Origin of the sequence: Microbacterium sp., from assembly GCF_029263575.1 — a bacterium.
Lineage (GTDB): Bacteria > Actinomycetota > Actinomycetes > Actinomycetales > Microbacteriaceae > Microbacterium.
The window spans coordinates 1-22,950 of sequence record NZ_JAJUFV010000035.1 but is presented as its reverse complement, the minus strand read 5'-3'; the positions used below and the strand labels follow the sequence as shown (position 1 = coordinate 22,950).

The window sequence follows — 22,950 nt, the reverse complement described above, 5'->3', positions numbered from 1 at the left end:
CTCGCAGCCGAGTTCGGTGAAGAATGCGACGGCCCTGTCGAGGTCTTCCGGCGTACGCACCCGGTAGCTGAAGGCAGCGACCGCGGCGATCTCGCCCTTGCGTAGGACGAGATTGTGGTGGATGAACTCCTCGGTCGAGCGCAGGTAGATCACGTCGTCATCCTCTTCGGTGACGTACAGCCCGAGGATATCGACATAGAACTTTCGCGAGAGCTCGAGGTCGGTGACGACGAGCTCCATATAGGCGCAGCGCAGAATGTCTGGCGCAGGCGCCTGCGGGGTCGGCGTGGGGTTGTCGCACGTGATCGGCACCTCCTGGCTCACGTAGTAGCCGGAGGAGGTCAGCGTCATATCTTCGCGGTTGGTCATCTCAGCGTCCTTGCTTTCCGAAGACGGGGTTGTGCACCTCTCCGAGGTTGATGTGCACGGCCTGTTGGTCGGTGTAGAAGTCGATCGAGCGGTAGCCGCCCTCGTGGCCGAGGCCCGACGCTTTCACTCCGCCGAAGGGGGTGCGCAAGTCACGCACGTTGTTCGAGTTCAGCCAGACCATGCCGGCTTCAACGTTCTGTGCGAAGTTGTGCGCGCGTTTGAGGTCGTTCGTCCAGATGTAGGCGGCCAGACCGTACTTGGTGTTGTTCGCCAGCGAGAGCGCCTCGTCATCGTTATCGAACGGTGTGATGGCGACGACAGGGCCGAAGATCTCTTCCTGGAAGATGCGTGCTGTCGGCGGCACATCGACGAAGACCGTCGGAGCGACGAAGTTGCCGGTCTCGAACCCCTCGGGCTGTCCGCCACCGGCGACCAGACGGCCCTCGGTCTTTCCGATCTCGACGTAGCTCATCACCTTCTCGTAATGCTCGGGATGCACTAGCGCGCCGACCTCGGTAGCGGGGTCGTGCGGATACCCGACCTTCACGCGCCCAGCCTGCGCGGCGTATCTCTCGACGAACTCGTCGTAGATGCTGCGTTCGACGAGGATGCGTGAGCCCGCTGTGCAGCGCTCGCCGTTGAGCGAGAAGACCCCGAAGATCGTCGCGTCGACGGCGGCATCGAGGTCGGCATCGGCGAAGACGACGGCGGGGGACTTGCCGCCGAGCTCCATCGACAGGCCCTTGAGGAAGGGAGCTGCGTTAGCGAAGATGATCTGCCCGGTGCGGCTCTCACCGGTGAACGAGATGAGCGGGACGTCCGGATGCTTCACGAGCGAGTCGCCCGCGAAACCCTCTTCGCCGAATCCGTTGACGAGGTTGAAGACACCCGCCGGGAGCCCTGCCTCTTCGAAGATCTCCGGCCACAGTGACGCCGACAGCGGCGTGAACTCGGCGGGCTTGAGCACCACGGTGTTGCCGGTGGCAAGGGCGGGGCCGAGCTTCCACGACTCGAGCATGAAGGGGGTGTTCCACGGCGTGATGAGACCGGCGACGCCGATCGGTTTGCGGTTGACGTAGTTCACCTGGCGGCCGGGTACTTTGTAGGTGTCATCGGCCTGCGCGACGATCAGGTCGGCGAAGAAGCGGAAGTTCTCGGCCGCGCGGCGCGCTTGACCGAGCGCCTGCGTGATCGGCAGACCCGAATCGTATGATTCGAGTTCGGCCAGACGCTTGTCACGCGACTCGACGATGTCGGCGATGCGGTGCAGGATGCGCGAGCGCTCACGCGGCAGCATCCGTGGCCACGGGCCTTCGTCAAAAGCTTTCTTCGCGGCTGCGACCGCACGGTCGATATCGGCGACTTTGCCGGATGCGGCCTGCAGGTAGACCGTGTTCGACACGGGCTCAAGGACATCGAAGGTGTCACCGTCGAGGGAGTCGACGAACGCGCCGTCGATGTAGTGCTGGATGCGCTCGGGCAGATCTGCGGGAGTGTGGTTGTCTGTCATGATTCCTCCGTGTCAGTGCACGAGCGTGCCGGCGGCATCGCCCGAGTGTTCTCTGGTGAGGTAGGCGTCGAGTGTGGAAGCATGGTGCTCCCGCGCGGCGCGTTCGATCTCGAGCACGGGGGCTCCCGTCTCGATGAGCGCGATGATCTGCTCGTGCTCGCGCACGGATTCCTGCGCGCGGCCGGGAACGAAGCTGAACGTCGAATCGCGCAGCCGATTCAACCGCTGCATCTCGACGGTGACGAGCTCGTGCAGACGCGGGTTGGGGCACGGCGCGATGAGCGCCGCGTGGAACTCCTGATTGAGCTGCGTGAAAGCTGAGGGGTTGAAATGCCCCAGTGTCTCGATCATCTGCTCGTTGATCACGCGCGCGCGCTGGATGTCGTCGGCGGTCAGGTGGGGCGCGGCGAGCGCTGTCGCGCTTCCCTCCAGGATGCTGAGAGCCTCCATACTGTGCCGGTATTGGCTGTCGTCGACCATGGCCACCCGCGCGCCGACATTGTGCTCGAACTGCACGAGTCCTTCGGCTTCGAGCTGCCGGATCGCCTCGCGCACCGGCACGACGCTCATGTCGAGCTCACCGGCGATGCTGCCCAGCACCAGCCGATATCCCGGCGTGAACGTCTGGCTGGCGATGCGCCCCTTGATCCAGAGGTACGCCTGCTGCGACTTGCTGATCTTCTTCGTATCGGTCATCGGCGGCTCGCTTCGTACTTCGCACGCCACTGGGCGTTCATCGGGAACAGACCATCGACCGGATGCCCTGCCTCGACCTGCTCGGCGATCCAGGCATCCTCATCTTCCTGCGCGAGCGCGGCGTCGACGACCTCTTCTGCGAGCGACGACGGAATCACGACCACGCCGTCGCCGTCACCGACGATGATGTCGCCGGGCTGCACCGCAGCCCCGCCGCAGGCGATCGTCTCATCGACGGCCCACGGCACGTGCTTGCGGCCCAGCACCGACGGGTGCGCACCCTGCGAGAAGACCGGCAGCCCGATGCGTGCGACCTCGGCGAAATCGCGGACGCCGCCGTCGGTGACGACCCCGGCCGCGCGGCGTGTCTTCGCACGCAGCGCGAGGATGTCTCCGAGGGTGCCCGTGGTAGCGTCACCGCGGGCCTCGATGACGATGATCTCGCCTTCGCTGACCGCATCGAACAGGCGCTTTTGCGCGTTGTAGCCGCCGCCGTGGCTGGCGAACAGATCTTCCCGCGTCGGGATGAAACGCAGTGTGCGCGCTGTGCCGACGATCTTCGTGTCCGGCAGGTTGGCCGTCACACCATCGATGAAGCAGTGGTGGTGCCCGCGCTTGCGCAGCTGCGCCGACAGTCCGGCGGTGGGTGCCTTCTCAAGTTTCGCGCGCAGCTCGGCGGAGAGTGCTGCCGCAGGGGCCGCAGGGTCCGCAGCGACCGGCTCAGGGGCCGCCAGGCCCCAGGCGTCCGTTCGCTGCACGTCATCGACCGCCGGGAGCGACCCGAGCGTCGCATCGAAGGGCACGTCGCCCTGCGTGACGGTGGTGACCAGGCGCCCCGATGTCGGCGCGCCCGGCGCGTTCGGGGCATCCACTTCGACCTCGACGACGTCGCCCGGGACGATGACGCTCGACCCGGCCGGGGTACCGGTGAGGATCACATCGCCGGTTTCGAGGGTGAAGTGCTGCGAGAGGTCTGCGACGAACTGCGCGAGGGGAAAGATCAGTCCGGACGAGTTGTCGTCCTGCCGGATCTCGCCGTTCACCCAGGTACGCACGCGGATGTCGCGCGGGTCGACGGCGCGCGCGTCGATGAGGTTCGGGCCGAGAGGTGTGTAACCGTCGCCGCCCTTCGAGCGCACGTTGGAGCCTTTGTCGTTCGCACGCAGGTCGTACAGGCCGAGGTCGTTGGCGGCGGTGACGGATGCGACGTGCGACCAGGCGTCGTCGAGGCTCACGCGACGGGCCGGCTCGCCGATGACGAGCGCGATCTCGCCCTCGAAGGCGAGCAGCTCGGTGCCGGCGGGGCGCTCGATGGTGCCGCCGGATGCTGCGACGGAGCTGGCGACCTTGAAGAAGTACGAGGGGTTCGCTGGTGTGCGGCCGCGCTGTGCGGCGCGCGAGGCATAGCTGAGGTGGATCGCGATGATCTTTCCCGGGCGGGGGATCTGGTCCGTCACGGTGTGCGCCTCCTTGCGTCATGTCCATCGTCTCGCTGACGTGCTTGTGCGATGTATTTGAAATCGTATATCATCCTGTCAACAGGTGGCAAGCATTGCTTCACGCGCAGCACGTCACCCCGACAACGACGTCCGAAGGAGCATCCATGACCGAGCAGCCGGGCTTCACGCCGACCGGCACCATCGCCAGTCCCGCTGACCGCCGCCGCGTGGTCTTCGCAACCGTGGTCGGAACCACCGTCGAGTGGTACGACTTCTTCATCTACGCCACGGCCGTCGGACTCGTCTTCGGCCAGCTCTTCTTCTCCGCGCTCGACGCGAACTCCGTCATCCTCGGGTTCGCGACAGTCGGCATCAGCTTCCTGTTCCGACCGCTCGGCGCCTTCCTCGCCGGGCACTTCGGCGACAAGCTCGGCCGCAAACGAGTGCTGATGTGGACCTTGATCCTCATGGGCGCGGCGACCGCGCTCATCGGTGTGCTGCCGACCGCCGAGGTCATCGGCGTCTGGGCGCCGGTGCTTCTCGTGCTGCTGCGCATCCTGCAGGGCGTCTCGGCCGGCGGCGAGTGGGGTGGCGCGGTGCTGATGGCTGTCGAGCACGCCCCCAAGAAGAAGCGCGGGCTCTTCGGTGCCTCTCCGCAGATCGGCGTCCCGCTCGGGTTGCTGCTGGCATCCGGCGTCATGGCGATCATGACCCTCGTCGCCCCCGGTGACCAGTTCCTCGCCTGGGGCTGGCGCATCCCGTTCCTGCTCAGCGTCGTGTTGATCCTCGTCGGCTACTACGTACGCCGCAACGTCGAGGAGAGCCCGGTGTTCGCCGAACTGGCCGAGCGCAAGGAGAAGGCGAAGATGCCGATCGTGCAGCTGTTTCGCAAGCACCTGCTGCTCGTGATCATCGCGGCCCTCGTCTTCGCCGGCAACAACGCTGTGGGATACATGACCACCGGCGGATACATCCAGGGCTACGCCACCGACCCCGATGGTCCTATCGGGCTCGATCGCGGACCGGTGCTGTGGGCCGTCGCCGGGTCTGCCGTGACCTGGCTGATCACCACCCTGCTCGCCGGCTGGGTGTCCGACAAGCTCGGCCGTCGCACCACCTACATCATCGGCTGGGTCCTCCAATTGGGCGGTGTCGCACTGCTCTTCCCGCTGGTCAACGCCGCGAACATCTGGTCGCTGTTCGCCGGGCTCGCGATCCTCACGATCGGCCTCGGCTTCACTTACGGCCCGCAGGCGGCGCTGTACACCGAGCTGTTCCCGGCATCCATCCGGTTCTCCGGGGTTTCCATCTCCTACGCGATCGGCGCGATCGTCGGCGGTGCGTTCGCCCCCACGATCGCGGCGTCCATCGTCGAGACCACCGGCTCTACCGAGGCGGTCACCTGGTACCTTGCGGGCATGACCGTGATCGGCCTCATCGCGACCCTGCTGTTGCGTGACCGCAGTGGCATTCCGCTCGGCCCGGATCACGAACAAGAGCAGTCCGTCAGCCCGATCTACGCAATGGCGAGGGTCTGAGAATGCAGTTCCACCACCACGGCTACGTCTCACAGGAGCCGCGCATCGTCGCGGCGCAGGGAACGGGCATCGACCGACCGACCGACCTGCCAGACGAGACAGATGTGCTCATCGTGGGCTCCGGCCCCGCCGGCATGCTGTTGGCCGCGCAGATGTCGCAGTTCCCGAGTGTCACGACGCGCATCATCGAGAAGCGCGACGGGCGTCTCGAACTCGGCCAGGCCGACGGGATCCAACCGCGCAGCGTCGAGACGTTCCAGGCGTTCGGATTCGCCGAGCGCATCACCTCCGAGGCCTACAACATCGGCTGGATGAACTTCTGGAACCCCGATCCCGCCAACCCCGACAACATCATCCGCACCACGCGTACGGAGGACTACGGCTTCAAGATCAGCGAGTTCCCGCACCTGATCGTCAACCAGGCGCGCGTGCTCGACTACTTCGCCGAGGCGGCAGCCTTCGGGCCGGGCCGCATCGTTCCCGACTACGGTGTCGAATTCCTCGGGCTCACCGTCACGGACGAGGGGGAGTACCCCGTCGAGGTGCGAGTTCAGGCAGCTGCAGGCGAGCGGACGATCCGCGCGAAGTATGTCGTGGGCTGCGACGGCGCACGCAGCGGCGTGCGCGAGGCGATCGGCCGCAAGCACGTCGGTGCGTTCTCGGCTCATGCCTGGGGCGTCATGGACATCCTCGTCAACACCGACTTCCCCGACTGGCGCACCAAGTGCGCCATCAACGCGAAGGCCGGGAACATCCTGCACATCCCACGCGAGGGCGGATATCTGAGCCGCGTGTATGTCGATCTCGGCGAGGTCGCCGCCGATGACAATCACCGCGTGCGGCAGACGCCGATCGAGAAGGTCATCGAGAGGGCCAACGAGATCCTGCGCCCCTACACGCTCGATGTGAGAGAGGTCGCCTGGCACAGTGTGTACGAGGTCGGACACCGCGTGACGGACGGGTTCGACGACGTCTCCGGAGCATCCGACCGCGCACCGCGCGTGTTCCTCACCGGCGACGCCTGCCACACGCACAGCGCCAAGGCAGGCCAGGGCATGAACGTGTCGATGCAAGACGGATTCAACATCGGCTGGAAGCTCGGATCGGTGCTGACGGGGCGATCCCCGGAGAGTCTGCTTGCCACCTACACGGCCGAGCGGCAGCCGGTTGCGCAGCAGCTCATCGACTTCGACCGTGAGTGGTCGTCGCTCATGGCGCGCAAGCCCGAGGAGATCTCCGATCCGCAGGAACTGGCGAACTACTACCTCGGTACGGCGGAGTTCCCCTCGGGATTCATGACGCAGTACATGTCTTCCATGATCACCGGTGACGCGGAACATCAGCAGCTCGCCGCCGGGTTCCCGATCGGCAAGCGATTCAAGTCATCAGAAGTCGTGCGCGTCTGCGACGGCAACGTCGTCCACCTCGGCCACCATGCGAAGGCCGACGGACGCTGGCGTGTGTACGCGTTCGCCGATGCCGGCGGCTCGCGCGTGAACGAGTGGGCATCGGCGGCGGCATCGCTGTTCGCGCGCGTGACGCCAGCGGATGCTGATCCGGATGCCGTCATCGACGCGAAGATCATCTACCAGGAGGGCTTCGGCGAGCTCGACGTGATCTCTGCGCCTGAGCTGTTCCGGCCTCAATCGGGGCCGCTCGGGCTCATCGACTGGGAGAAGGTGTACACCGCGGCACCGAACGCTTGGTGCGACACCGATATCTTCGACGAACGTGAGCTGTCGCGGGACGGGGTCGTCGTCGTCGTCCGCCCCGACCAGTACGTTGCGGCAGTGCTGCCGCTGGATGCTTCGGAACTCGACGCGTTCTTCCAGGGAGTCTTCCTTCCGGCTTGAGTGCGTTCGCGGCGCGCCGAACTTCAGACGCACGGCTCTATCGGCGGCGTGTCGACGTTCGACACGCCGCGGAAACGCCAACCCGTCTGAGATTCGGCACGGGGCGGGGTTCGATGCGGTGGAGATTCGGCACGGGGCGGGGTTACGGCGAAACCCGAACGGAGGGCTCGACGTGACACGTGTCATGTCACCTCCGTGACACTGCCCTCCGGAATCAGCCCCATGCCGGACGCCAGACTGAAGGCATGAGCACACAAGCGAACTCCGTCACGTCGACAAAGCCACCGGTCTCGGCATCCGATCAGGCTGTCGCCATCGAGGGGCTGCACAAGCACTTCGGCCTCGGTGAGCGCACAGTGAAGGCCGTGAACGGACTGGACCTCAGCATCCGTCGCGGCGAGGTGGTCGCCCTTCTCGGCCCCAACGGTGCTGGCAAGACCACCACGCTCGACATGCTGCTGGGACTGACCGAGCCGAGCAACGGCACCGTCAGCGTTTACGGACAGCGCCCCGCCAGAGCCGCCAAGGCGGGCGTGATCGCGGGCGTGCTGCAGACGGGCGGACTGCTGTCGGATCTCAGTGTGCGCGAGACGGTCGAGGTGATCGCATCCCTGCACGGCCGCGAGGCGCTCTCACGTGTGCCAGAGGTGCTCGCCCGTTCCGATCTCACCACCATCGCCCGCCGCCGCATCGCGAAGTGCTCAGGCGGCGAGCAGCAGCGCGTGAAGTTCGCCCTGGCGCTCGTCGCTGACCCCGACATCCTCGTGCTCGACGAGCCCACCGCCGGCATGGACGTCACGGCGCGCCGACACTTCTGGAACGTGATGCGCTCTGATGCGGATGCGGGACGCACGATCATCTTCGCCACCCACTACCTCGAAGAGGCTGAGCAGTTCGCTCGCCGCACGGTCGTGATGCACCGCGGCCAGATCGTTGCGGATGCCCCGACTGCTCAGCTGCGCGCCAATCTCGGCGGCCGCACCCTTGCGGCAAACCTGCCGGCAACGGGCGGCGAAGCGCTCGTGCAGCAGCTGAACGACACCGACGGCGTCACCGATGTCGTCGTCGACGGTGACCGCGTAAGCCTGCGTTCGGCGGACTCGGATGCCACGGCATCCGCTCTGCTCGACGCCGGGGCGCGCGATCTCGAGATCGCAGCACCGACCCTCGAAACCGCCTTCACCGCTCTGACGGAGGACTGATCATGGCTACTTCTCTCTCGCCCACGATGCTGCGCATGGAATCGCTGCGGCAGATCCGCAACCCGTACACCCTCGCGTTCACTCTCGGCATGCCGGTGGCGATGTACCTGCTGTTCGGCGCGAGCATGTCGTACGGCTCGATGTCGATGGGCTATGGAAACGTCGCGTTCTACGTGATGGTTTCGATGGCCGCCTATGGCGGCGCTGTCGCGATGAGCTCGATCACGTCGCTCGCAGCCTCGGAGTCGAAGCAGGGGTGGGGCAGGCAACTGGCGATGACGCCGCTGGGCACGGCAGGGTACGCGCTGACGAAGCTTGCCACCGCCGTCGCTTTCGCCGCACTTGCGGTGCTGGCCGTCTTCGCCGCTGGGCTGCTGACCGGCGCCGAGACCACCGACGCCTGGCGGTGGTTCGCAGCCGCCGGCATCATTCTCGGTCTGGGCCTGATCTACGGTCTGTACGGGCTCGGTGTCGGGCTGTTCTTCAACCCCGACTCGGCCGCCGCGCTGGCTTCCATATCGATGACGTTCTTCGCGTTCTTCGGAAACGTGTTCATGCCGTTGGATGGCGTGATGCTCGACATCGCCCGCTTCTCCCCGCTGTACGGATTCGTCGGGCTCAGCCGGTGGCCGCTGACCGACGGCGTGCTGACGACCGGGCAGTCTGACCCGCTGTGGGCGCTCGTGCTGAACGTTCTCGTGTGGCTCGCGCTGTTCACCGTGCTCGTGGTGGCCGGTATCAGGCGCTCGCGCTCTCGCCGATAGGGTCAGGTTATGAGCTCGGAGTCAGCGCGCGAGGCCGACGGGGTGCGCACCACCGCCTCGGTGCCGCCGCCCGCGGGCGTCGGCAACCGGAGGGCCACCGACCGCGGAAGCCGCTCGGTGTGGGAGCGATACGGCTGGCTCATGGCCGTGATCTGGCTCGTATTCCTGGTGTATCCGATCATGGCTCTGACGCGGTCGCAGGCTGCGCAGGGTTGGATCATCACCGGGTGGGTGGCGCTCGTCGCGTTCATCGTCGTCTACGTCGCCGGCTTCGTCAACGGCATGAGTCGCGACGGCGGGGGACTGACGACCCCGCCGAAGCCGATCCAATGGTGCGCGTTCGCCGGGCTCATCGTGCTCGGCGCGCTGACGATCCCGTCGGTCGGCGGGAATGCGCTGAGCTTCATCCCGTTCATCATGTCGTTCGCCTCATACGGGCTGACGCGGCCGGCGCACTGGATCACGATGGCCGCCGGGATCGCGGTCACCGCAAGCACCGTGCTGCTGTTGCCCGGCTGGATCACATACGTCTCGGTTCTCGTGATCGTGGTGATGCTCGCGGTGGTCAACACGGTCTCGACCACGCTCATCATTCATTCGGAGCATGCCGATCGCCTCAGTCTGGAGCTGGCGACGAGCGAGGGACGCGAGGCCGTCGCCCGCGACGTGCACGATCTGATCGGCCATTCGCTGACCGTGGTGCGGATGAAGGCGCAGCTGGCCAGACGCCTCATGGATGCCGACCCGGAGCGCGCCAAAGCCGAGCTCGTCGACATCGAGGACCTCACCGCCGAGGCGATAGCGGGCGTTCGTGCCACCGTGGCCGGTGTGCGCAGTGCCGAACTCGCCGATCAGCTTGAGTCGTGTCGATCAGCTCTGTCGGCGGCTGATGTCGAGTTTCGGGTGGAAGGAACGCTGGATGCGCTCTCGCCGGCGCAGGCGTTGACGGCAAGCTGGATTCTGCGCGAGGCGGTCACGAACGTGCTCCGCCACGCCCACGCGAGTGCCGTGACGGTGCGGATAGCTCCGGGCCGGTTCGCGGTGATCGACGACGGTGTCGGGATGAGCAGGCGAACGGGCGACGAGGGCAGTGGCATTCGTGGAATGCGCGAGCGTGCCTCGACCGGCGGCGGGGTGCTGTCGGCCGTGGGCCCCGCGGACGGCGGAACGCACGTGGAGGTGGCGTGGTGAGCGACCCGATCCGCCTCGTGATCGTCGACGATCAGGCGATGCTTCGGGGAGCGCTGTTGGCTCTGCTGGAGTTGGAGGATGATCTGACGGTGGTCGCCACCGCGGGCGACGGCGCCGAGGCCGTCAGCGCGGTGGCCGAGCATCGCCCGGATGTGTGCCTGATGGATATTCAGATGCCCGGCATGGACGGCATCGAGGCGACCACGGCCGTGCTGGAGGCGGCTCCCGGCACACGGGTGCTCATCGTCACGACCTTCGCGCGGCCGGGATATCTGCGCAGTGCGCTGGATGCCGGGGCGAGTGGGTTCGTCGTGAAGGATGCTCCGGCCGAACAGCTCGCCGATGCGGTGCGGCGCGTGCATCAGGGGCTGCGGGTCGTCGACCCGAAACTGGCCGAGGCGAGCCTGTTCGACGGGGCCAATCCGCTCAGCGAGCGCGAGCAGCAGGTGCTGAGACTGGCCGCCGACGGACGCAGCGCGGCATCGATCGCCGCCGAGGTGTTTCTCTCGGCCGGCACCGTGCGCAACAACCTCTCCTCGGCGATCGGCAAGTGCGCCGCATCGAATCGCGCGCAGGCCGTGCGCATCGCCCAGGACAAGGGGTGGATCTAGCGGCGTCCTGTCCTACGAGTTCACGCGGATGATCTCTTGCTGGTACGGGGCGATGACCGACGGGGAGATGCGCAGGTCGAGCAGAAGGAACGGGCGCTCGGTGGCCGGGGCCGCGGCCCACTGCTGGAGGCGGTCAAGATCGTCGAGCGTGCGGATCACACGTCCTTCGGCGCCGACCGCGGCGGCGAAGGCGGCGAAGTCGACCTGGGGGATGAGCATGGGCTGCTCGGCGAGACCCTTGAGTCCGTACAGGTGGACCTCGGCGCCGTAGGCGGCATCGTTCCAGATGATCGCGCAGCCTCGGCCGCGTGCTGAGCGCACGGCGGATTCGAGGTCAGCGATCGCCATGAGCCCGCCTCCGTCGCCGGACGTGAGGACGATCGTCGAGTCTTCCCGGGCGCGTGCTGCGCCGACCATGCTCGGCCAACCCTGGCCGATCGCCTGGAACGCCGTGCCGACCATCATCATCCGGTCGGGGGATGCCACGGGCCAGTACATGTTCGCCCAGCCGATGAAGTGACCGCCGTCCGAGACGACGACGCGGTCTTCCGGAAGCATCTCCGCGATCCGGCGCGCAGCCGATCGGGGGTCCAGGCGCCCGTCAGCAGCCAGGCCGTCGCCGACGTCATACGCACGAGCCGAGGCGACATCGACGCCCTCCCGCCACGGACGAGCGCCCTGGGCTGCGCGAGCGTCCCCTGAGCCTGTCGGAGTCGGCACAGGGAGCGGAGTTCGCTGTAGGCGCTTCACCAGCGCCTCGGCCGCGAGCCGGGCATCTCCACGCACGAATCCGCCCACGTGCGCGTGGGTCGCGGCAGGGGCGACGTCGATCTGGAACACGCGCGTCCCCGCGGCGAACAGTTCGCCGAACCGCATCGTGAACTGGTTCAGCGACGCACCGAAGACGACGGCGATGTCGGCTTCGCGGACGAGATCCATAGCACCCTCGGCGCCGAAGCCGCCGGTGACGCCGAGGTCGTATTCGGCCGCGGGGAAGACGCCGCGGCCGAGGGCCGTGGATGCCGTCAGCGCCCCTGTGGCATCAGCCAGAGCACCCAGAGCCGCCCCGGCGCCGGCCAGCCAGGCTCCACGGCCGGCAAGCAGAAACGGCCGCTCGGCGTGACGCAGCGCCGCGGCGATCTCATCCAGCATCCGTTCGGTGAACGCCCCGCTCGGTGCAAGAGCTGAGGGTTCACGTGGCGTCGGCGCCGCAGGAACATCGCCGGCGTCCGATGCGGCGACGTCATAGGGAATCGCGAGCACGACCGGCACACGGTAGGTGAGCGCGTGTTCGATGGCGATGATCGTGGTCGCCGCGGCATCCGCTCGTCCGACCGTATAGGTGCGCGCGCCGACGGCCGACGCGAGTGCGATCTGATCGACATCCCACGGTCGTGGACCCGAGGTCGGCTCGTCGCCGACGACGAGCACGAGGGGAATGCGCGCCTGCACCGATTCGGCGAGGGCCGTGAGCGTGTTCGTGAATCCGGCGCCGTATGTCGCGGTTCCGGCGGCGATGCGACCGGAGGCGCGAAAGTGGGCGTCGGCCGCGACGACCGCACCCTGCTCGTGCCGCACGGCGGTGAACACCGCCGGTGTCTGCGTCTCGAGCGCATCGAGGAAGTAGGCATTGCCGTTGCCCATCACGCCGAAGACGGCGTCGATGTGCTGAGCGAGAGTGCGGGCGACGTGCGCGGAGACAGAGGACATCTGCGGGCCTTTCGACACGGACGGATACGAGTGATTCCGTATGTGTCTCGCCTCGGGCTTCATCACCGCGAGCTTCGTGCCCCTTTTTCGGACACCGACTGCTGCAGGTCGGACAGGACGAGTCTACCTGGCCGGCCCCGGGTGAACGAGGCTCTCGCGAACTCGAATATCCTTGTCATGAGCGAACGCTTCTGTTCGCCCAGACGCACGGTGCCCCCGAACGTGCCTGACCACATGCAAGGATGCAGATGAACGATTTCGCCGCGCACCGCGACGACTGGACGGCAAAAGAAGAACTGGCCGAGCGGATGATCCCGCTCATCGGGGGTCTGAAGCGTGACCACGAGGTGGTGACGTCGCTTCATGGGCACCGACTGCTCGGGCTCGCCGCAACGGGGCTCCTCGATGTGCATGAGCGTGTCGCGCAACTGGGGCACGAGCAGCTCGACGTCGAAGACACGCTCACCATGCTCGAGGCGCTGCGCGAGGTCGGCCCGGGAGCGTCGTCCCTCGACGTCGCACGACTGGTGAGCGATCATGCCGCCAGCGGAAGGCCGCTGGATGAGTACCTGCGTGAGGTTCTTGCTCCAGCCGTGGGGGCCGAGCCTGCCGATCCCACTGATGTCGTGCTGTACGGCTTCGGGCGCATCGGGCGACTGCTCGCGCGAATTCTCATCGACCACACGGGCGGCGGAAGCGGTCTGCGCCTGCGTGCCATCGTCGTGCGCCGTGGCGCCGAGAACGACCTCGTCAAGCGGGCGTCGCTGCTGCTGCGAGACTCCGTGCACGGACGCTTTGCCGGCACCGTCAGTGTCGATGAGGCCGCCGAGCAGATCGTCGCGAACGGCACGCGCATTCAGGTGATCTACTCGGATGACCCCGCGTCGATCGACTACACCGCGTACGGCATCCATGACGCGATCGTCGTCGATAACACGGGGCGCTGGCGCGATGCCGAAGGGCTCTCGCAGCATCTGCGCTCCACCGGTGTCGCCCGCGTTCTCCTGACTGCCCCGGGCAAGGGCGAGCTGAAGAACATCGTCCACGGCATCAACGACGCTGACGTCCTCCCGGAGGACCGCATCGTCTCGGCCGCCTCATGCACGACCAACGCGATCACCCCCGTGCTGAAGGCCGTCGATGAGGCGTACGGGATCGTGCGTGGTCATGTCGAGACGGTCCATTCGTTCACCAACGACCAGAACCTCATCGACAACTTCCACAAGGGCGACCGTCGCGGTCGCTCCGCGGCGTTGAACATGGTGATCACCGAGACCGGAGCAGCCAAGGCCGTCGCCCGTGCGCTGCCCGAGCTCGCCGGAAAGCTCACCGGGTCGGCGATCCGCGTGCCGACCCCGGACGTCTCGCTCGCGGTGCTTCATCTCACGCTCGAACGCCCGGCCACGAAGGATGAGCTCAACGACTACCTTCGTCGGGTGTCGTTGCATTCGCGGCTGCGTCAGCAGATCGATTACATCGAATCTCCCGAGGTGGTCTCCAGTGACTTCGTCGGCTCGCACCGGGCGGGGATCGTCGACGGGCTGGCGACCGTCGCCACCGAGGGCGACGTGGTCATGTACGTCTGGTACGACAACGAGTACGGGTACTCCCGTCAGGTCATCCGAGTGCTGGAGGTCATGGCCGGATCGCACCCGGTCGTGCTCCCGGAGCGTCGTGAGGTGACGCTGGCCAGCTGAGCGACCCTCAGCTGATCTGAATCTCCACGCCATCGTCCGTCGGGGCCAGGGCGATGCGGGTGAGGTCATCGACGTGGTGCGTGGGACCGTGCGCCGGCGCGAGCGGTCCCACGCCGATCACCGTCATACCAGCGGCGAGGCCGGCCTGAATCCCCGCCTCGGAGTCTTCGAAGACGACGCAGTCGGCTGCGTCGAATCCGAGAGCGGATGCCGCGAGCACGAAGCCTTCCGGGTCGGGCTTGCTGCGCGATACACGTTCGGCCGTGATGTGCAGTTCGGGGATGCGCAGACCGGCTGCCGTCATTCGCGCGGTCATCAACGCGACGTTCGCGGAGGTGACGATGGCGTGCGGAACGCTCTGGAGTGAGCGAAGCAGTTCGGCCGCACCGGGGACCTCGACGACCCCGTCGACCTCGACGCTTTCGCGCGCGAGCATCTCGGCGTTCTCCACGAGGTTCACCGCGTGATCGCGCTCAGGAAGCAGAATCGACATGCTCTGATGTCCCTGCCGGCCGTGGACGACATCCAGCACGGTGTCGCGGTCGAGCCCGTGCGGCTCGGCCCACTCTAACCACAGGCGTTCGACCACCGCGGTGGAGTCGACCAGGGTGCCGTCCATGTCGAGAAGAACGGCGTGCGCGTGGAGAGTCGTCGTCATGCTTCCAGGCTATCTCGCCCGGCATTGTCGGAACCCCACACCACAATGGGGTTATGGATGCTCAAAGCCTGCGCGATGCACGGTTGCGATCGCACCGGCTCACCGCTCCGGCACGCTCGGTAGCCGACGCTGCGCGACACCTGCTGGCAGTGCAGGCGCAGGAGTTCTGGGCCGGCCGGTGGGCGCTCGCCGCACGCACGACGGGCAGCCCGACACTGCGCGGTGTCGACAGGCTGTTCAACCGCGGCGCGCTCGTGCGGTCGTGGACCCAGCGCGGAACTTTGCACATCGTCCCGGCCGAGGATGTGGCGTGGATCTTGAGGGCGACGGGGGAGCGGCAGTTGCACGCGGCCACACCGCGCTATCGTGAGCTCGGTCTGAACGCTGATGTACTCGCTACGGTCGAGCGGGCGGTCGTCGGCGCACTGCGGGGGAGCAATCGGCTGACGCGCGCCGAGCTGTTCGCGGTGCTGGAGACGGCTGGCATCGAGACACGCGCGCAACGGGGCCTGCATGCGATTCAGAATCTCGCCCTGCGCGGCATCATCTGCCAGGGGCCGGTGGTTGCACGTCCCGACGGTGCATCGCGCGACCAGCAGTTCGTGTTGACAGATGAGCACATCACGGCATCCGCTGCGCCCGCCAATCCCACGACCGAGCTTTTCGTCCGTTACGTCACCGGACACGGCCCGGCGTCGCCCCGAGACTTCGCCTGGTGGGCGGGGCTCACCCTGGGTGCGGCGCGTGGGGCGGCCGAGGCATCCGTCGATGATTCTCGTGTCGATCGCGTCGATGACGAGCTTTTTCAGGCGCGCGTGCGCCCACGTCGTCGAGCGGATGCGCCGCGCGTTATCGCGCTCGGTCCCTTCGAGGAGTACTACATCTCGTACGACGATCGCACGATCGTCTGTCCGGCCCAGCATCTTGGCGCCGTCGGGCCGGGAAAGAACGGCATGGTTCGCGCGATCATCCTTCGTGACGGTGTGGTGATCGGGGTGTGGCGCCATTCGAACGCCCAAGGTCGACGTACCCAGGCGCCGGTGTCAGAGTTGTTTCGTGCCGATGACTCCGGGGATGCCGAGGTTGGCGCCGCGTTGGATCGCTACGCAGCATTCATCACCGGGTGAGCGTGACGCTAGCCGTCGTGCCGAGCGAGAAAGGTGTAGACCTCGTTCTCGTCGACTCCGGGGAACGAGCCGCGCGGCAGCGGGGAGAACATGTGCGTGTGCACGCGGGCGCTCGGCCAGGCTTTGCTGCTCCAGCGGTCCGCCAGTTCCGGGGCGGGTCGGCGACAGCACGCCTCGTCCGGGCACGTCGACACCGCGCGTTCCGCCGTGTCGCGACCGCGCCACCAGCGGGCATCGTCGAAGGGCACCCCGACGGTGATCGAGTACTCGCCGTCGCGGGAGGTGCCGGTCTGGGTCGCGCACCAGAACGTGCCCGAGGGGGTGTCGGTGTACTGATGGCGCTCGGTCGTGCGGTTCTGCTGCGTGAACGCTGAGCGAGCCTGGAACTTGCGGCAGACCGGCTGGCCTTCGACGGCTCCCGTGACGTCCATCGGCAGCAGCAGATTGTCGTTCTCGTAGACGCGGGTGATCGCGCCGGTGTCGTCGACACGCAGGAAGTGCAACAGCATTCCCAGGTGCTCGGTCATCAGATTCGTCATCCGCATCCCCGCGGCCTCGTGGGTGACGCCGAACGCGTCGCGGAAGTCTTCCACGGCGAGGTTACGGTCTTTCTTCGCCTGCTGCAGAAAGGCGACGCTCGCCGTCTCGGGCATGAGGCAGCACGCCGCGTAGTAGTTGATCTCCAGTCTCTGCTGCAGAAAATCGGCGTAGTCGGTGGGGGGAGTGTGGCCGAGCAGACGGTGTGCCATGGCCTGCAGTGCCATCGAGCGCAGGCCGTGACCGCCGGGAATGGACGCTGGTGGCAGATAGATTCTGCTGTTCTCCAGATCCGTGATCGACCGGGTCGAATGCGGCAGATCGTTGGCGTAGATGAGCTCGAAGCCCAGCTGCTCGGCCATGATGATCACGGTGCGGTGGGTGAGCGCCCCGCTGACGTGCCCCGCTGCCTTCAGCTGCTTCTCGGCGAGCTTCTCGATGTCGCCGATGTAGTTGTTCTGCGCGCGCATGCGCAGGCGCAGCTCGGTGTTCGCGCGCCGAGCCTCTTCTGGGGTGGCGATCGCCTCACGTTCGCGGCGCTGCAATTCGCGATGCAGGCCGAGGATCGACTCGATCGTCTCATCGGACATGCCCTTGGAGACCCGAACGGGAGTGATGCCCAGTTGCCGAAACACCGGACTCGCTTGGGAGCGCTCGAGTTCGATCTCGAGCGCCGCCCGACGATTGGGCGGTTCAGTCGAGATGAGATCAGCGACCTCGGTGCGGGTGGCCTGGGCGATCGCCTGCAGCAGCGACAGTTTGGGCTCGCGTTTGCCGTTCTCGATCAGGCTGAGCTGCGATCCGGCGACGCCGACGAGGCCTCCGAGCTCATCGAGTGTGAATCCCTGTCTCACACGGTGATGGCGGATGCGGTGGCCCAGAGTCGTGAGGTGGATTCCAGAGTCGCTCATTACTTGAGTATAACGAAAGAAATGCATTTCTTATAGCCAAAATTGGCCGAAACACTCGATTGATGTTCTTCAGAATGGAAGCAGACCGCAACTCTTCGAGGGAGCAGACATGGCTATGGCAGATACATTCACACCCCGAGTCTCCGCCGTCACTCCGGCTCGCACACGCGGCGAGGCTCCGACCTATGACACCCCGGCCATGACAGAGCTGCGCGCGTGGGTCGATGAGATCAGCGCCCTCACCCAGCCAGCCGCTGTGCACTGGGTCGACGGTTCGGCCGCAGAGAATGACATGCTGCTGCGTGGATTGGTCGACGAGGGCAAGCTCATCAAACTCAACCCCGAATGGCGCCCCGGCTCGTACCTGGCGCGCTCGCACCCGAGCGACGTCGCCCGCACCGAGGCACGCACCTTCATCGCCTCGGCGCGTGAAGAAGACGCCGGCCCCACGAACAACTGGGCAGACCCGTCCGAGATGCACACGAAGATGACCGAGATCTTCGAGGGATCCATGCGCGGTCGCACGATGTACGTCGTCCCCTTCTCCATGGGGGCCGTCGGCGGACCGCTCTCGCACATCGGCGTGCAGATCACCGACAGCGCCTACGCCGTGGCATCCATCGGTATCATGACGCGCGTCGGCGACGCGGTCACGCGCCAGATCGCCGACGGTGCGCCGTGGGTCAAGACCGTGCACTCCGTCGGGGTCCCTCTCGCGCCGGGTGAGCAGGACGTCGCATGGCCGTGCAACGACGACAAGTACATCGTGCACTTCCCCGACACGCTCGAGGTCTACTCCTACGGCTCGGGCTACGGAGGAAACGCCATCCTCGCCAAGAAGTGCTTCGCGCTGCGCATCGCCTCGGTGATCGCCCGTGACGAGGGCTGGCTCGCCGAGCACATGCTGCTCATTCGCGTCATCGATCCCCAGGGCACCGCGTACCACGTCGCGGCAGCCTTCCCCTCGGCCTGCGGCAAGACGAACCTCGCCATGCTGCGCCCGACCATCCCCGGCTGGAAGGTCGAGACGCTCGGCGACGACATCGCGTGGCTGCGTCCGGGAGAAGACGGCCGTATGTGGGCCATCAACCCGGAGGCCGGTTTCTTCGGCGTCGCTCCGGGCACCGGGGAGTCGACCAACGTCACCGCGGTCGAGACGCTGTGGGGCAACACGATCTTCACCAACGTCGCCCTGCGCCCCGACGGCGACGTGTGGTGGGAGGGCCTGACCGAGACACCGCCAGCCGACCTCATCGACTGGGAGGGCAACCCCTGGACGCCCGAGTCCGGCCGTCCGGCAGCTCACCCGAACTCGCGATTCACAGTCGCGGCAGCGCAGTGCCCGCAGATCTCAGATGACTGGGAAGAGGCCGTTCCGCTCGATGTCATCCTGTTCGGCGGTCGTCGCGCATCCAACGTCCCGCTCGTCGTCGAGGCGACCGACTGGACGCACGGCGTCTTCCTCGGATCGACCATCTCGTCTGAGCGCACTGCCGCCGCCGAGGGACCCGTCGGTGAACTCCGCCGCGACCCCTTCGCCATGCTGCCGTTCTGCGGATACAACATGGGCGACTACTTCGCACACTGGCTCAAGGTCGGCCGGTCGCTGCGGTTCGACCGGGCACCGCGCATCTTCCAGGTGAACTGGTTCCGCCGCGGTTCTGACGGCCGATTCCTGTGGCCTGGCTTCGGAGACAACTCGCGCGTGATCGATTGGATCATTCGCCGTATCAGCGGCGAAGTTTCCGCGGTCGACAGCCCGATCGGGCGTCTGCCCGACGCCCGGGACCTCAACCTCGACGGCATCGACGTGCCGCAGGAAGACCTCGACGAGCTGTTCTCCGTCGATGCGGCCGCCTGGTTTGCTGAGGCCGATGCGACCGAGGAGTTCTTCGACACCTTCGGCGACAAGCTGCCGGCCGCGCTTCGCTCCGAGCTGGCTTCATTGCGCTACCGCCTGACGCAGGTGCCTTCGTGATAAAAGACCCGCGACGGCGGGCTGGCAGGGACATACCCATGGCTGAGTGGTCCCGGTCCGTCTGCCGTCGCGACATACCCGGGCGGTAAGCCGCCCGATCCGCTGGGCTTGTCCCGATCTGCGGCCGCTTCGGGGGATTCGGCCAGCAGATCGGGACAATGTCCGTTATCTGACCCCCGGGCAGTGGTGCCTCAGACGGAGTGATCACGCCCCGGCTGCTGCTCCGGGTCTACGCGAGCAGCTGATACCGCGCGAGGTCACGATACAGGGGCGTTGATTCGACGAGCTCGGTATGCGTCCCCTGCCCGACCACGCGGCCGCCTTCGAGCACGATGATACGGTCGCTGTCGACGACCGTCGACAGGCGGTGGGCGATCACGACGAGGGTGCGATCAGCCGAGACCGCGTCGATGGCCTCCCGCATCCGCTGCTCATTGACGCCGTCGAGCGACGATGTCGATTCATCGAGCAGCAGAATCGGCGCCTCGGTGAGCAGAGCGCGTGCGATCGCAAGGCGCTGGCGCTCGCCGCCCGAGAGCATGACGCCGTCTTCGCCGACGGGGGTGTTGAGTCCGAGCGGACCTCGCTCGAGCACGTCACCGAGGTTGACGGCGCGCAGCACCCGCTCACAGTCGGCGTCGGATGCCTCGGGGCTGGCGAGGCGCAGGTTGTCCGCGAGCGTACCGGCCAAGGTCGGGGCATCCTGTTCGACGTAGCCGAAGCGTGCGCGCAGTTCGGCGCGAGGATACGTGCGGATGTCGTGGCCGTCGAGGCGGATCGACCCGCCAGTCGGGTCATAGAAACGTTCGATCAGCGCGAGGACGGTGCTCTTGCCCGCGCCGCTGGGGCCCACGAGTGCAACGCGTGAGCCCCGCGGCACGTCGAATGAGACACCGCGCAACACATCGCGGCCCTCGGCATCCGCCTGTTCGACCGGCTCAGCCTTGCTCTCGAGGTGCGCGTCGACGAGCACGCCTCGGGCCTCTGTCTCGGCGGCTTCTCGTGCTGCGATCACAGCATCGGGATAGCGGAAGCGCACGTCCCGGAACGCGAGTGCGTTTTCTGAGCCACCGGTTCTGTTCGCTGAGCCTGTCGAAGCGTCGTGCCCTCGCGAGATGGCGTCGGCGATCGCGGCATCTTCGTGGTCTTCTGTCGGGAGGTCGAGCACTTCCTGAATGCGGCCGAGCGCGCCGAGCGCCTGGTTCACCGAGGTGATCGCTCCGAACGTCGTCGCCAGGGGCATGATCAGCATGAACAGGAACAGCACGAACGTGACCAGCGATGCGATCTCGATCGCGCCTGCGGCCACGCGGAATCCGCCGACGCCGAGCACGGCAAGCAGCGACAGCTGCAGTGCGATGCCCGACACCGGCACGACGAGCGCCGAGACCTTCGCGATGCGCACGCCCAGCCCGTACGCTTCGTGGGCGAGCCCGGAGACCGACGTCGTCTCCCGTTCGGTCGCGCCCGAGGCGCGTACGGTGCGGATCGAGCCGACGGCCCGCTCCACGGCCGAGGCCAGTTCGCCGACCTTGACCTGCTGTGCGCTGGATGCCGTGCGAATCCGACCGCTCAGCAGCACGACGACGACGATCGAAGCGCCGACGACCACGACGATCAGCAGCAGGAGGATCGGATCGATGATGAGCATCGCGATCAGCGCGCCGACGAAGAGCACGGCACTGCCGACGGCATCCGCCAGTCCTTGCGTGAGCACAGCGTAGAGCAGTGTCGTATCGGTGCCCACCCGCGAGACAAGGTCGCCGGTGCGCCGGGAATCGAACTCACGGATCGGCAGATGCAGAATCCGTGCGATGAGCTGGCGGCGACTGGAGTACACCACGGCGGTGCCGGTGCGCTGGAGCAGATAGTGCTGGTAGCCCGAGATCACCGACGACACGATGACGAAGCCGACGAGCAGCCACACCAGGATCCCGAGGGTGCCACCTGCCTCGACCGCGCTGATGACCTGCCCCACCAGCAACGGCTGAATGAGAGAGGTGGCGGCGCCGATGACGCTGAGCACGGCGACGACGATCAGCGTGCGCTTGTGCTCGAAGAGGAAGGGGAGAAGCTGGCGGAACGTGGCGCGCGGACCATCCTGCGGCGCACCGCGTCCGCGTCGGCGGGGTGTCGCCGTGCGAGACATGCAGAACCTCGATCTGGTGAAGGGAGCTACTTACGACCGTACTTCCTGTGCGGGGCTTGTTTCGTCATCGGTCCGAACACTGTGAGAATGAACGGATGCCTGCACTGCCCAAGCTCGCGCCCGGCGACCGCGTCGCCGTCCTCTCGCCCGCCTTCGCCGCGCCTGCCGTCGCCCCGGCGCTTCACGAACAGGCCCTGCGTCGACTCACCGAGCTCACCGGCCTCATCCCCGTCGAGTACTCGACCACCCGTCAGCTCGACGCATCGCCCGAGGCGCGGGCGGCGGATGTCAATGCGGCGTTCGCTGACCCGAACATCCGGGCGATTCTCGCCACGATCGGCGGCGACGATCAGATCACCGTCGTGCCGCATCTCGATGCAGCGCTTGCTCAGGCCGACCCGAAGCCGTTCATCGGCTACAGCGACAACACCAACATCCTGAACTGGCTGTGGGGGCTCGGCATCGCAGGGTTCTACGGCGGATCGACCGCCGTGCATCTCGGCCCCGGCCCGGCCATCGACGACGTGCATCTGCGCTCGCTCCGCGCAGCACTCCTCGCCGGAGGCACGGTGGAGATCACGGACCCGGAAGAGTCGGAGGACGTCGGCAAGCGCTGGACAGATCCGCGCTCGCTCACCGAGTACGGCGATCGTGTGCCGACGCAGCCGTGGACATGGGCGGGAACAGTTGCGCGTGTTGGGGGGCGCACGTGGGGCGGATGCCTCGAAGTGATCGACCAGCTCGCGCTCGCCGACCGACTGCCGAGTGCCGCACAGCTCGAAGGTGCGATCCTCCTGATAGAGACCAGCGAAGAGCGTCCGTCAGCGTCATGGGTGGCGCGCTGGATGCGCGGGCTCGGTGAGAGAGGCATCCTCGCGGCTGTCGCCGGTGTCATCGTGGCGCGACCGGCCGTGACGGATTTCGAGTTCCGACCCTCAGAAAGCGAGGCCGACGCGCTGCGCGCCGCTCAGCGCGATGCCGTGATCGAGCAGATCACCCGATACAACCCG

The 22,950-nt window shown here is 66.7% G+C and carries 18 protein-coding genes; 10 read left to right on the top strand and 8 right to left on the bottom strand.

The genetic code is table 11. From position 1 onward, the window contains the following. From Q1J95_RS05675 to Q1J95_RS05660, 4 genes are all read right to left on the bottom strand, one after another. Window positions 1–369 (bottom strand): VOC family protein (locus tag Q1J95_RS05675; RefSeq protein ID WP_300266366.1); only part of this gene is annotated, 369 nt, incomplete at its 3' end. A gap of 1 nt (window position 370) precedes the next feature. Continuing rightward, on the bottom strand, window positions 371–1,879 hold the full coding sequence (hpaE, locus tag Q1J95_RS05670) for a 5-carboxymethyl-2-hydroxymuconate semialdehyde dehydrogenase (RefSeq protein WP_300266365.1): 1,509 nt from the start codon (window positions 1,877–1,879) through the stop codon (window positions 371–373). 12 nt (window positions 1,880–1,891) lie between these two features. Then, window positions 1,892–2,575 carry a GntR family transcriptional regulator gene (locus Q1J95_RS05665; RefSeq protein ID WP_300266364.1) on the bottom strand — a complete coding sequence of 228 codons (684 nt, stop codon included), beginning with the start codon at window positions 2,573–2,575 and terminating at the stop codon, window positions 1,892–1,894. Continuing rightward, window positions 2,572–4,032 carry a fumarylacetoacetate hydrolase family protein gene (locus Q1J95_RS05660; protein WP_300266363.1) on the bottom strand — a complete coding sequence of 487 codons (1,461 nt, stop codon included), beginning with the start codon at window positions 4,030–4,032 and terminating at the stop codon, window positions 2,572–2,574. Before Q1J95_RS05660 ends, Q1J95_RS05665 begins: the two co-directional genes overlap by 4 nt. A 146-nt stretch (window positions 4,033–4,178) precedes the next feature. On the opposite strand from Q1J95_RS05660, the gene Q1J95_RS05655 reads away from it, so the two are divergent. The 6 genes from Q1J95_RS05655 to Q1J95_RS05630 all read left to right on the top strand — a co-directional run bounded on the left by Q1J95_RS05655 (window position 4,179) and on the right by Q1J95_RS05630 (window position 11,173). Continuing rightward, window positions 4,179–5,552 carry an MFS transporter gene (locus tag Q1J95_RS05655; protein ID WP_300266362.1) on the top strand — a complete coding sequence of 458 codons (1,374 nt, stop codon included), beginning with the start codon at window positions 4,179–4,181 and terminating at the stop codon, window positions 5,550–5,552. A gap of 2 nt (window positions 5,553–5,554) precedes the next feature. Further along, window positions 5,555–7,405 (top strand): FAD-dependent monooxygenase, encoded by a 1,851-nt coding sequence (locus Q1J95_RS05650; RefSeq protein WP_300266360.1) that lies wholly within the window; start codon window positions 5,555–5,557, stop codon window positions 7,403–7,405. 245 nt (window positions 7,406–7,650) lie between these two features. Beyond that, the gene (locus Q1J95_RS05645; protein WP_300266359.1) at window positions 7,651–8,607 is read left to right on the top strand and encodes an ABC transporter ATP-binding protein; all 957 of its coding nucleotides are present in this window, start codon (window positions 7,651–7,653) and stop codon (window positions 8,605–8,607) included. A 2-nt stretch (window positions 8,608–8,609) separates the two neighbouring features. Next, window positions 8,610–9,371: an ABC transporter permease gene (locus Q1J95_RS05640; RefSeq protein ID WP_300266357.1), complete on the top strand. Its 762-nt coding sequence runs from the start codon at window positions 8,610–8,612 to the stop codon at window positions 9,369–9,371. Between the two features lie 9 nt (window positions 9,372–9,380). Further along, entirely contained in the window at window positions 9,381–10,562 is a 1,182-nt protein-coding gene (locus tag Q1J95_RS05635) for a sensor histidine kinase (RefSeq protein WP_300266356.1), read from the top strand. Beyond that, a complete protein-coding gene (locus tag Q1J95_RS05630) occupies window positions 10,559–11,173 on the top strand; it encodes a response regulator transcription factor (RefSeq protein WP_300266354.1) in 615 nt (204 codons plus the stop codon). Before Q1J95_RS05635 ends, Q1J95_RS05630 begins: the two co-directional genes overlap by 4 nt. Window positions 11,174–11,185: 12 nt before the next feature. On the opposite strand, the gene Q1J95_RS05625 is transcribed toward Q1J95_RS05630, so the two are convergent. Beyond that, window positions 11,186–12,883, bottom strand: coding sequence for a thiamine pyrophosphate-binding protein (locus Q1J95_RS05625; RefSeq protein WP_300266353.1), 1,698 nt, complete (start codon window positions 12,881–12,883; stop codon window positions 11,186–11,188). 248 nt (window positions 12,884–13,131) lie between these two features. Here Q1J95_RS05625 and Q1J95_RS05620 point away from each other — a divergent pair, with 248 nt between their 5' ends. Next, window positions 13,132–14,580 (top strand): glyceraldehyde-3-phosphate dehydrogenase, encoded by a 1,449-nt coding sequence (locus Q1J95_RS05620; RefSeq protein ID WP_300266352.1) that lies wholly within the window; start codon window positions 13,132–13,134, stop codon window positions 14,578–14,580. Between the two features lie 7 nt (window positions 14,581–14,587). Here the strand turns inward: Q1J95_RS05620 and Q1J95_RS05615 are convergent, their stop codons facing one another. After that, a complete protein-coding gene (locus Q1J95_RS05615) occupies window positions 14,588–15,238 on the bottom strand; it encodes an HAD-IA family hydrolase (protein ID WP_300266351.1) in 651 nt (216 codons plus the stop codon). Window positions 15,239–15,291: 53 nt separating this feature from the next. Between Q1J95_RS05615 and Q1J95_RS05610 the strand changes: the two genes are divergently transcribed. Then, on the top strand, window positions 15,292–16,365 hold the full coding sequence (locus tag Q1J95_RS05610) for a winged helix DNA-binding domain-containing protein (RefSeq protein WP_300266349.1): 1,074 nt from the start codon (window positions 15,292–15,294) through the stop codon (window positions 16,363–16,365). A gap of 8 nt (window positions 16,366–16,373) precedes the next feature. Here Q1J95_RS05610 and Q1J95_RS05605 read toward each other — a convergent pair whose 3' ends face one another. Beyond that, the gene (locus Q1J95_RS05605; protein ID WP_300266348.1) at window positions 16,374–17,813 is read right to left on the bottom strand and encodes an XRE family transcriptional regulator; all 1,440 of its coding nucleotides are present in this window, start codon (window positions 17,811–17,813) and stop codon (window positions 16,374–16,376) included. 109 nt (window positions 17,814–17,922) lie between these two features. Here Q1J95_RS05605 and Q1J95_RS05600 point away from each other — a divergent pair, with 109 nt between their 5' ends. Next, window positions 17,923–19,791, top strand: a complete 1,869-nt coding sequence (locus tag Q1J95_RS05600; protein WP_300266347.1) for a phosphoenolpyruvate carboxykinase (GTP) — start codon at window positions 17,923–17,925, stop codon at window positions 19,789–19,791. Between the two features lie 229 nt (window positions 19,792–20,020). Here the strand turns inward: Q1J95_RS05600 and Q1J95_RS05595 are convergent, their stop codons facing one another. Continuing rightward, window positions 20,021–21,940 (bottom strand): ABC transporter ATP-binding protein, encoded by a 1,920-nt coding sequence (locus tag Q1J95_RS05595; protein ID WP_300266346.1) that lies wholly within the window; start codon window positions 21,938–21,940, stop codon window positions 20,021–20,023. 95 nt (window positions 21,941–22,035) lie between these two features. On the opposite strand from Q1J95_RS05595, the gene Q1J95_RS05590 reads away from it, so the two are divergent. Further along, a partial coding sequence (locus tag Q1J95_RS05590) for an LD-carboxypeptidase (protein ID WP_300266345.1) occupies window positions 22,036–22,950 on the top strand: 915 nt, incomplete at its 3' end.

What these genes read in the sequence shown, in the direction of transcription:
- hpaE (WP_300266365.1), bottom strand. Translation starts at nt 1,879, where the DNA reads ATGACAGACAACCACACTCCCGCAGATCTGCCCGAGCGCATCCAGCAC.
- Q1J95_RS05665 (WP_300266364.1), bottom strand. Translation starts at nt 2,575, where the DNA reads ATGACCGATACGAAGAAGATCAGCAAGTCGCAGCAGGCGTACCTCTGG.
- Q1J95_RS05655 (WP_300266362.1), top strand. Translation starts at nt 4,179, where the DNA reads ATGACCGAGCAGCCGGGCTTCACGCCGACCGGCACCATCGCCAGTCCC.
- Q1J95_RS05650 (WP_300266360.1), top strand. Translation starts at nt 5,555, where the DNA reads ATGCAGTTCCACCACCACGGCTACGTCTCACAGGAGCCGCGCATCGTC.
- Q1J95_RS05645 (WP_300266359.1), top strand. Translation starts at nt 7,651, where the DNA reads ATGAGCACACAAGCGAACTCCGTCACGTCGACAAAGCCACCGGTCTCG.
- Q1J95_RS05640 (WP_300266357.1), top strand. Translation starts at nt 8,610, where the DNA reads ATGGCTACTTCTCTCTCGCCCACGATGCTGCGCATGGAATCGCTGCGG.
- Q1J95_RS05635 (WP_300266356.1), top strand. Translation starts at nt 9,381, where the DNA reads ATGAGCTCGGAGTCAGCGCGCGAGGCCGACGGGGTGCGCACCACCGCC.
- Q1J95_RS05625 (WP_300266353.1), bottom strand. Translation starts at nt 12,883, where the DNA reads ATGTCCTCTGTCTCCGCGCACGTCGCCCGCACTCTCGCTCAGCACATC.
- Q1J95_RS05620 (WP_300266352.1), top strand. Translation starts at nt 13,132, where the DNA reads ATGAACGATTTCGCCGCGCACCGCGACGACTGGACGGCAAAAGAAGAA.
- Q1J95_RS05615 (WP_300266351.1), bottom strand. Translation starts at nt 15,238, where the DNA reads ATGACGACGACTCTCCACGCGCACGCCGTTCTTCTCGACATGGACGGC.
- Q1J95_RS05610 (WP_300266349.1), top strand. Translation starts at nt 15,292, where the DNA reads ATGGATGCTCAAAGCCTGCGCGATGCACGGTTGCGATCGCACCGGCTC.
- Q1J95_RS05605 (WP_300266348.1), bottom strand. Translation starts at nt 17,813, where the DNA reads ATGAGCGACTCTGGAATCCACCTCACGACTCTGGGCCACCGCATCCGC.
- Q1J95_RS05600 (WP_300266347.1), top strand. Translation starts at nt 17,923, where the DNA reads ATGGCTATGGCAGATACATTCACACCCCGAGTCTCCGCCGTCACTCCG.
- Q1J95_RS05595 (WP_300266346.1), bottom strand. Translation starts at nt 21,940, where the DNA reads ATGTCTCGCACGGCGACACCCCGCCGACGCGGACGCGGTGCGCCGCAG.